The 7,521-nt window shown below is 55.8% G+C and carries 11 protein-coding genes; 8 read left to right on the top strand and 3 right to left on the bottom strand.

Annotated features, from left to right (window positions below):
- Nucleotides 1-1,174: type IV secretory system conjugative DNA transfer family protein (locus D9K61_RS12500; protein ID WP_162946858.1), on the top strand; the 1,174-nt coding region annotated here is incomplete at its 5' end.
- A 54-nt stretch (nt 1,175-1,228) separates the two neighbouring features.
- Here D9K61_RS12500 and D9K61_RS12495 read toward each other — a convergent pair.
- Together D9K61_RS12495 and D9K61_RS12490 are read right to left on the bottom strand one after the other, a co-directional pair.
- Nucleotides 1,229-1,582 carry a type II toxin-antitoxin system RelE/ParE family toxin gene (locus D9K61_RS12495; protein WP_120633569.1) on the bottom strand — a complete coding sequence of 118 codons (354 nt, stop codon included), beginning with the start codon at nt 1,580-1,582 and terminating at the stop codon, nt 1,229-1,231.
- On the bottom strand, nt 1,560-1,835 hold the full coding sequence (locus D9K61_RS12490) for a type II toxin-antitoxin system ParD family antitoxin (RefSeq protein WP_120633568.1): 276 nt from the start codon (nt 1,833-1,835) through the stop codon (nt 1,560-1,562). The genes D9K61_RS12495 and D9K61_RS12490 overlap by 23 nt, the downstream gene beginning before the upstream one ends.
- Nucleotides 1,836-1,892: 57 nt before the next feature.
- Here D9K61_RS12490 and D9K61_RS26955 point away from each other — a divergent pair, with 57 nt between their 5' ends.
- From D9K61_RS26955 to D9K61_RS12475, 4 genes are read left to right on the top strand one after another with little or no spacing between them, the layout of a single operon-like run.
- The gene (locus D9K61_RS26955; RefSeq protein ID WP_216825794.1) at nt 1,893-2,246 is read left to right on the top strand and encodes a hypothetical protein; all 354 of its coding nucleotides are present in this window, start codon (nt 1,893-1,895) and stop codon (nt 2,244-2,246) included.
- A complete protein-coding gene (locus tag D9K61_RS12485) occupies nt 2,243-2,809 on the top strand; it encodes an OsmC family protein (RefSeq protein WP_120633567.1) in 567 nt (188 codons plus the stop codon). The genes D9K61_RS26955 and D9K61_RS12485 overlap by 4 nt, the downstream gene beginning before the upstream one ends.
- 27 nt (nt 2,810-2,836) lie before the next feature.
- Nucleotides 2,837-4,072, top strand: a complete 1,236-nt coding sequence (locus D9K61_RS12480) for an NAD(P)/FAD-dependent oxidoreductase (protein ID WP_120633566.1) — start codon at nt 2,837-2,839, stop codon at nt 4,070-4,072.
- 12 nt (nt 4,073-4,084) lie between these two features.
- The gene (locus D9K61_RS12475; protein ID WP_120633565.1) at nt 4,085-5,092 is read left to right on the top strand and encodes a nitronate monooxygenase family protein; all 1,008 of its coding nucleotides are present in this window, start codon (nt 4,085-4,087) and stop codon (nt 5,090-5,092) included.
- On the opposite strand, the gene D9K61_RS12470 is transcribed toward D9K61_RS12475, so the two are convergent.
- Nucleotides 5,089-5,790, bottom strand: coding sequence for a helix-turn-helix domain-containing protein (locus tag D9K61_RS12470; RefSeq protein ID WP_074739126.1), 702 nt, complete (start codon nt 5,788-5,790; stop codon nt 5,089-5,091). The two genes, D9K61_RS12475 and D9K61_RS12470, sit on opposite strands and share 4 nt — an antisense overlap.
- Nucleotides 5,791-5,935: 145 nt before the next feature.
- On the opposite strand from D9K61_RS12470, the gene D9K61_RS12465 reads away from it, so the two are divergent.
- The 3 genes from D9K61_RS12465 to D9K61_RS12455 are packed head-to-tail and all read left to right on the top strand — an operon-like array spanning nt 5,936 to nt 7,475.
- Nucleotides 5,936-6,496 carry a carboxymuconolactone decarboxylase family protein gene (locus D9K61_RS12465; protein ID WP_120633564.1) on the top strand — a complete coding sequence of 187 codons (561 nt, stop codon included), beginning with the start codon at nt 5,936-5,938 and terminating at the stop codon, nt 6,494-6,496.
- On the top strand, nt 6,493-6,900 hold the full coding sequence (locus tag D9K61_RS12460; protein WP_120633563.1) for a DUF6632 domain-containing protein: 408 nt from the start codon (nt 6,493-6,495) through the stop codon (nt 6,898-6,900). Before D9K61_RS12465 ends, D9K61_RS12460 begins: the two co-directional genes overlap by 4 nt.
- Nucleotides 6,897-7,475, top strand: coding sequence for a GNAT family N-acetyltransferase (locus tag D9K61_RS12455; protein WP_120633562.1), 579 nt, complete (start codon nt 6,897-6,899; stop codon nt 7,473-7,475). Before D9K61_RS12460 ends, D9K61_RS12455 begins: the two co-directional genes overlap by 4 nt.
- Nucleotides 7,476-7,521: the final 46 nt, after the last annotated feature.

The following is a 7,521-nucleotide window of genomic DNA, read 5'->3' as shown; positions in this document are numbered from 1 at the left end:
GCTGGGGATTTACCTGTCGGTGCTGATGGGCGGCGGTCTCAATGCCTGGAGCAACCCGGCCATTGTGCGGGCCACTGCCGCAACAGAGCGAAACGACTTCAACTTTGAACAGATGCGTTGGGAACCGCAGACCTGCTACATCTGTATCCCCGAAGCCCATAAGCAGGTGTCACGCCCCCTTGTCCGACTGTTCGTCCAGTGCGCTATCAATGCGCTGCGACGGCGGCTCATGGCCTCGGGCGAGGACTTCCTGCCCGTCTTGTTTTTGATTGACGAGTTTCATTCGCTTGGGAAGATGCAGGGCGTGCTCGATGCCGTGACCACCCTACCCGGCTATGGTGGCCGGCTGTGCCTGGTCGTGCAATCGCCAGCTTCGCTTCGGGAACATTATGGACCTGCAGGTGAGGAAATTCTAACCGAGAGCTCGCATCTGCATGTCTGGCTGACACCAAACTCCGAAGAGACCAAGCAAAAGCTGTCCAAGGCGCTCGGCAACAAGACGGTAACGCAAAAATCCGTCTCGGGCCGCAACTGGTCGAAAGAACCGGGGCGGTCCGAAAGCTGGTCGGAAAAAAGTCGGGCGCTCATGACACCGGAAGAAATCGGCCGCCTGGGCAAGGAACAGGTGATTATCACTGGCAAGGGCATGTTTCCGATCCGGACAAATCGGGTGACGTATTACAAAGACCATCGGTTCAAAGCCCTGAACGACAGCCAGCGCGGCAAACCCTGGCCGGAGGTTCCGGTAGTCAAAGAGGGTGTGGTGACCCGATATGATGAGTTTCTGAAGGGCGCTGGTTCCTCTAAGTCAGCGGAACTCGAAGAACCGGAGCCTGAGCCGGAACCCAAACGGACGCTTTCTCAGCGCGCGGCGGTCGCGGATCCGCGCGCGCCGTCTGTTCTCGACAACGGCACAGCGGGGTATGGGTTTTTCGAAGATCCGAGTGAGACAGCGGTTGAAGAAGAGACGCAGGAAGATCAAAAGCTGAGGGATGCCATCGAGTCTGTCAAAGCACCGGATCTGGCGGCACATCTCGGCGACTTGCTGAACCTCGCGCCAATCAACCCGGAAACAGAGCATCAGCTGACAGAGTTGGCGCATCGGCTCTCACCGGACGAGCTGGTCAACAGGTTGATGCCACTGTTCGGCGGCGAAGAACGACGCCTTGCATAGAACCTCCCACAGGATCGCCACCGCGTTTCTCAACCGTAATATGCGGCACGGACATCAGTCATCGAGCATTCTACGCAGCATATACCGAATGTGGTCTTGCCCGCCAAAGAAGAAAGCCAAGATGCGGACGCACTTCCGGTCATCATCAAGCTGAAACCAGATGATCGCCTTATTGATGGTGATATTGCGCAGGTTCTCACCCATCACATCACGCCGGGTTCCGCGATATGGGTTGTCTGCAAGGTCTAACGCACTGTCCTGGATACCTGTGACACGCGCAGCCGCCCTTTCAAACGCCACATCATCAGGCTCGCCCAAATCCCGGTAGGTTTTGAACAGGTGGTCAAAAATCAGCGATAGATCGTCGACCGCGTTAGCAGCAAGTTCAACCTTCCAGACCAAGGTCATGCCTTTTTTGGGCCAACATGTCGGCGGTGTTCTGGGCGAATGCCTGGTGCGTTACAAATGGCCCACCCATGCGTTCTTCAAGCAACAATTTCAGCGCAGCTGCTTCTAAAAGCTCTGTTTCGTCCTGTTTACGCAACAGATCGAGGCCCTGCTGCACAACCGCACTTACGCTGGAAAAGCGCCCCTGATCTACCAGATCGCGCACGTAGGCGTCCTGTTGCTCTGAGATTGATACAGATGCTTTGACTGACATATTGGGCCTCCTGAACTCCATATACTACTCAGTAGTATGTTTGTCAAAATAGCGGTAATGCCGGCTTATGGTCGAACCCTGCCCTGTGCGAAGTCGTGTCAGGAGATCTTCCCGACATTCGCCGCGCTGCGCCCCAACTGGAGAAATGCGGACTTTGCCGTCGTTGGTTTTTCGTACTTCGCTTACGCAGCATTGGTTCGCACATGCGGCGGAGCGTCCGCAGCACCGCAGCGGATGTCGCCGAAGCGGCCTTCCATCTCGCGCTTTCGAATGCCCGCTTCTGCTTACTATCAATTATGTAGTGGATTACTTTCGGCCGTGAAGTATTTCGCAGAGCGCGTGTTCCTTAGAAGTCACCATATCGAGCTGCACCGGCAGCTCAGCAACACTTCTAAAGGAACAACACAATGACCACGCAAACCCAAGACAAACCCGTTTCAAATGGTGTAAATACCGAGGCCCTGATCGGGGCGCGGGGCGCATTCGCCGAGATGCCGCAAGCTGCATCATTCACATTCCGCAGCACCTGTGACTGGGTCGACGGCAGCGAAAGCCGCAACACCATCAATGGCTATTTCGGCCTGGGTGAAGAGCACACACGCAAAGAAACCTTTTCAATTTGCTCGGACCATCCAGAAGTTTTCGCCGCTCGTGACAGCGCGCCGACACCCCCAGAAATCACACTGTCCGCATTGGCGAGCTGTCTGACCGGCGGCATCGCTGCTGTCGCACAGCATCGGGGCATCCAGCTGCATGACGTACAGTGCGTTGTCGAGGGTGATATGGATATGCGCGGGATTTTGGGCATGGACCCCGACATTCGCAACGGCTTCAGTGCAGTCCGTGTGACCTTTGCTATCGATGCGGACGCAAGCGACGATGATATTCGCGCTTTGGTCGCACAGTCACAAAAACGATCCACTGTTTTTGATCTTATGACCAATCCGACCAACGTACACGTGGTCGTCGCTTAAACCGCAATCAATACAGGAGCGAGTGTCATGCGACATATTTCGACCGTCATCATTGGCGCCGGGCAAGCCGGGCTCGCGATGAGTAAATGTCTCTCGGACCGCTCCGTCGCGCATGTTGTATTGGAGCGTGGCGAGGTCGCGCAATCCTGGATGAAAGACAGGTGGGAAAGTCTGCGGCTGCTTACGCCAAACTGGCAATCCCGGCTACCGGGCTACAAATATGATGGGCCTGACCCAGATGGGTATATGAGCATGCCGCAGATCACAGGGTATCTGCGTGACTATGCCCATGTAATCGATGCTCCGGTCGAAGAGCACACAGCTGTTCATTCTGTGACGTCTCATGGGAACAACTATCTGGTTCGCGCCAACAAGGGCGTTTGGATATGCGATAATGTTGTTGTTGCCAGTGGTGCTTGCGCCCGGCCGAAACTGCCTCAGTTGGCGGGCTCTGTTCCAGAAACCATCATGCAACTGTCGCTCGGAACGTATAAATCGCCTGATCAAGTTGCAAAGGGCGGTGCGCTGGTGGTTGGAGGGTCCGCCAGCGGCGTGCAGATCGCTGCTGAACTTTCCAACGCGGGGCATGCGGTGACACTTGCCGTGGGGGAGCATATCCGCGCGCCGCGCCGTTATCGTGGGCGGGACATTCAATGGTGGATGGATCGCAGCGGCGTTCTGGATGTCCGCGTCAAAGATGTGGACGATATAGACCGCGCCCGCCGCGTGCCCTCGTTCCAATTGATGGGCGATCCTGGAGTAGACTCGATTGATCTCAATACGCTTCAGGCAATGGGGATTGTAATAACCGGTCGGCTAGCTGCCATTCAAGACGGTATGGCGCAGTTTTCCGGCTCACTTGCCAATCACTGTGCCATGTCGGATCAGAAGATCGACCGACTTCTTAGGCATTTCGACGATTGGGCTGAACGCCTGAACGTTACCGACCTTCCCGAGGCGCAGCAGTTGCCCCCGACGCTATTGTCCAACCCTCCACGCCTCATATCCAATCTGAGAAACGGCGCGATACAGACCATCGTTTGGGCAACAGGTTATTCCCCCGACTACAGTTGGCTGAAGCTTCCTGTGTTCGACCAGAAAGGCATGTTGATTCACGATCAAGGTGTCGTTGCACCCGGACTTTACGTCATGGGCTTGCCCTTCATGCGGCGTCGGAAGTCGGCACTGATTGATGGCGTGGGCGGCGATGCGCAGGCCCTTTCCGATCACCTTATTGCCAATCGAAACCGCCGCGCGGCTTGAAGGAATTCAATCATGGAAAAGACGATCAAAGCCCCCGCAACTTCGACGGCGTTTACAGATCTGGTCGGGGTGGATCATCCCATCGCACTGGCCCCCATGGCCGGCGCAGTAGAAAGCGACTTGGCTGCTGCCGTTGGCAATGCAGGCGGCTATCCGATCATGCCTTTCTCGTGGAGCAGCAGGGATACCATTGAGGCTGAACTGACAAGCCTGCGCGCAAAAACCGACGCGCCGTTTGCCGTAAACCTTTGCCTTGATATGCCACAAGAAACTCGATTGGAACTTTGCCTGTCGCATCGTCCCAATGCTGTGCATTTCTTCTGGGGGGATGCAGCGCCGTTTGTAAAGCAGGTGCATACCAACGGGGCCTTGGTGATCCAGACGGTATCGACTGCGATTGACGCCAAACACGCTGTTGATGCGGGTGTAGATATTTTGGTCGCGCAGGGTTGGGAAGCCGGAGGGCATGTTCGGGGGATGGTCGCGACGCTGCCACTAATCCCGGCCGTCGTGGATATGGCAGGATCGGTGCCAGTTTTGGCGGCCGGTGGTATCTCGGACGGGCGCGGGTTGGCTGCGGCCCTCTGTCTGGGGGCCAGCGGCGTTGTCATGGGAACTCGTTTTCTGGCGACCCCAGAAAGTGCGGCGCATTCGGAATACATCGCGCAACTTATTGCAGCCCAGCATTCAGACACACTCCACGAGACCGATCTATACAATGTTGGCTGGTCAAATGCCGCTCATCGTGTGCTGCGTAACGCCGTAGCGGATCGTTGGCTTGCAGAAGGTCGTCCCAGCAATAATACACGCCATCGGTCCGGTGAAACGGTCGCAATGCGGGGTAGCGCCCCAATCAAAGCTTATCAATCCACGACACCCCATCATTCGATGACCGGTGAGATTGAAGCGTTATCGATGTGGGCAGGTCAAAGCGTAGGCCTGGTGAACAGCGTTGAACGCGCTGGTACGATTATCGACAGCATAATGGAACACGCTCGCGCAGCACTCCAAATGCGTTAACGTGCCGCCAAAATCTCTTCGGCATTCGGCAAGCTTGCAAAAATGCAATCGGATAGCCAGCTCGTTATATTGCGTGTTAGAGCCGCCGGTCCGATGATCTCCATCTCGCCAGAGGCTTTGGCCGCTTTATAGGTCGTGTGGCCCAACCAGGCATCCGCCATCGCGCGCACCTTGGTTGTGATAAATACGTCCACGTCCAGGCCGGGATCGGTAGTGCAAACATCAACATTGCCACCTTCAACCGTGATCCACCATTTAGGTTGCTCATCGAAATCCGTAAACTGGAACAACACGACCGTCCTGCTGCCGGGCAGGTTTTCGGGAACAATACTTCGTTGAAGATAAAGCATCAGAAGTTCGACGTCGTAATCCGCATCACTCATAAAGGCCTTTGACCATTCCATGCCCCAACTTCCAAGTGCCAGTAGGATCGGTTGCAGCTGTCTGCAGCTTGCGGTTGGTAGATATTCGTGCCCCCGACCGCCTTGAATGCGACGCTTATAGACAAGGTCATATTCCTCTAGCGTGACCAATCTGCGCGTCAAAAGCGTGGGAGAGATCGCCCCCAAACCACGCTGGAGCTCCGAGAAACGTGTGCTGCCCATCAACAGCTCGCGCACAATCAGCATGGTCCACTTCTCGCCTAAAATTTCAGTCGATTTGGCGATGGGGCACCATTGGCCATAACTGTGCGACATCAATATTACTCCAGAAAGTGTAGTAAGATGCTCCAATCGGTATAGTGTTTTGCTCCAATCTGTAAAGCATCGCGTAGGGCCGGCGTCGGGTAGGTCTCACCATAGGAAGCAGCCCAAGCACGGATCTGCAAGACGGAGAGAGCTTATGACCCTACCCATCCACACGACCCAGACAGCGGCCCCGCAGTCACGTCCGATATTCAACGCGATCACGCAAGCACGTGGCTTTGTTCCCAATGTCTATGCCGTTTATGGTGGTCTTCCTGATGCGATGACCGGGTTTACCGGGCTGACCAGCGCGTTTGGCAACAGCAGCCTGTTACCCGCCGAACGCGAGGTGATCCAACTTGCGGTAAGCGTGGCCAACAGGTGTCGCTACTGTGTCGCGGGTCACTCAGCTTTTGCTGTTGATGCCGAACTGAGCGACACCCACGTTCAAGCAATGCGCGAGGGGCGCGACCCTGACGACGACCGTCTTGGTGCTTTGGCGCGCTTTGCCCGGAAATTGACAACAGACCGTGGTCGTGGCTGCAGCGAAGAATACACAGGATTTTTGGCGGCCGGTTATCACCCGGATCAGGCTTTGGAGGTGATCATAGGCGTTGCAAACAAGACGCTAAGCAACATGACAGCCAACTTACTAGACCTGCCGCTTGACGCGGAGTTTGCGCCTTATGCATGGATTCCTAAGGCGGACGCAGCATGAACCCCGAAAGCCGCGCAAAGGGATTAAAGGTCGCTTTGGTCCTGTTTGGGACCTTCTGTTTTCTGATCTATCCACTGGCCGCTATCTGGCCTTCGGGGTGGGTCTGGCATAGTGGCGGAGGTCAGCACTATTTCCAAATGATCTGCGGAATTTACGCGGTTCTAGGATGGTTCCTGATCCGGGCATCCTCAGCCCCGCAGAACCACAAGAGCCTGATCGGTTTTACCATCTGGTCCAGCATCGTTCACGCCGCGATTATGGCTGCTCAAGTCAGCCACGACCGCATGGAGGTCGGTCATTTGGTGGGCGACATCCCAGCCCTGATCATCGTGGCTGCGGTGCTTTGGTATCTGTCGCCACGCGCTTCAGAAGCTCCCAGAACCAGCGAAAGAACAGCAAAATGAAAACCGCAGTTAGACAATGCGTGGCCGTGAAAGTCGCACAAACTCCTGCCGAGATCGCCGCCGTGCAAGACATGATGCACGCCTTGGTCGATTGGCTGTTTGTACGCCATCACGCCTACCGCGACCTCGTGGCCCGCTATTTTGACCCGGATGAGTTTGAACGCGAGCTATCGGATCTGCCTGGCATATACGGAGCCCCCGCGGGCACGTTGCTGATCGCAACCGTCGATCGGGAATTCGCTGGATGTGTCGGATTGCGCGCACTCGACACTGACTCCTGCGAAATGAAACGCATGTTTGTCGATCCAAAGTTTCACGGGCAAGGCGTAGGTCTGGCTCTTGCAACGCACTTGATCCACCAAGCCCGCGAACTGGGTTACGCTCGAATGTATCTTGATACCGGGCCGGAGCAGATCGAGGCTCGAGGGTTGTATCAGAAGCTCGGTTTTCAACCGATCAAGCCCTACTGTGACGTCAGCGATGAAATGGCAGATTGGCTAACCTTTATGGCACTGAAACTCGGTCCCCAGCGAAAGGATCATGGGTTTTTGAACATTCAAAACAGAGCTGAATGACATGGCGGATTCATCAAACATCCTAGATGGCGGATGTACCTGCGGG

Source organism: Ruegeria sp. EL01, from assembly GCF_900313035.1.
GTDB lineage: Bacteria > Pseudomonadota > Alphaproteobacteria > Rhodobacterales > Rhodobacteraceae > Ruegeria.
Note: the sequence above shows the minus strand (reverse complement) of the source record. Positions and strands in the feature narration are given on the sequence as shown.

Coding starts and splice junctions, on each gene's coding strand:
- D9K61_RS12495 (WP_120633569.1), bottom strand. CDS start 1,582: ATGACCTTGGTCTGGAAGGTTGAACTTGCTGCTAACGCGGTCGACGAT.
- D9K61_RS12490 (WP_120633568.1), bottom strand. CDS start 1,835: ATGTCAGTCAAAGCATCTGTATCAATCTCAGAGCAACAGGACGCCTAC.
- D9K61_RS26955 (WP_216825794.1), top strand. CDS start 1,893: ATGCCGGCTTATGGTCGAACCCTGCCCTGTGCGAAGTCGTGTCAGGAG.
- D9K61_RS12485 (WP_120633567.1), top strand. CDS start 2,243: ATGACCACGCAAACCCAAGACAAACCCGTTTCAAATGGTGTAAATACC.
- D9K61_RS12480 (WP_120633566.1), top strand. CDS start 2,837: ATGCGACATATTTCGACCGTCATCATTGGCGCCGGGCAAGCCGGGCTC.
- D9K61_RS12475 (WP_120633565.1), top strand. CDS start 4,085: ATGGAAAAGACGATCAAAGCCCCCGCAACTTCGACGGCGTTTACAGAT.
- D9K61_RS12470 (WP_074739126.1), bottom strand. CDS start 5,790: ATGTCGCACAGTTATGGCCAATGGTGCCCCATCGCCAAATCGACTGAA.
- D9K61_RS12465 (WP_120633564.1), top strand. CDS start 5,936: ATGACCCTACCCATCCACACGACCCAGACAGCGGCCCCGCAGTCACGT.
- D9K61_RS12460 (WP_120633563.1), top strand. CDS start 6,493: ATGAACCCCGAAAGCCGCGCAAAGGGATTAAAGGTCGCTTTGGTCCTG.
- D9K61_RS12455 (WP_120633562.1), top strand. CDS start 6,897: ATGAAAACCGCAGTTAGACAATGCGTGGCCGTGAAAGTCGCACAAACT.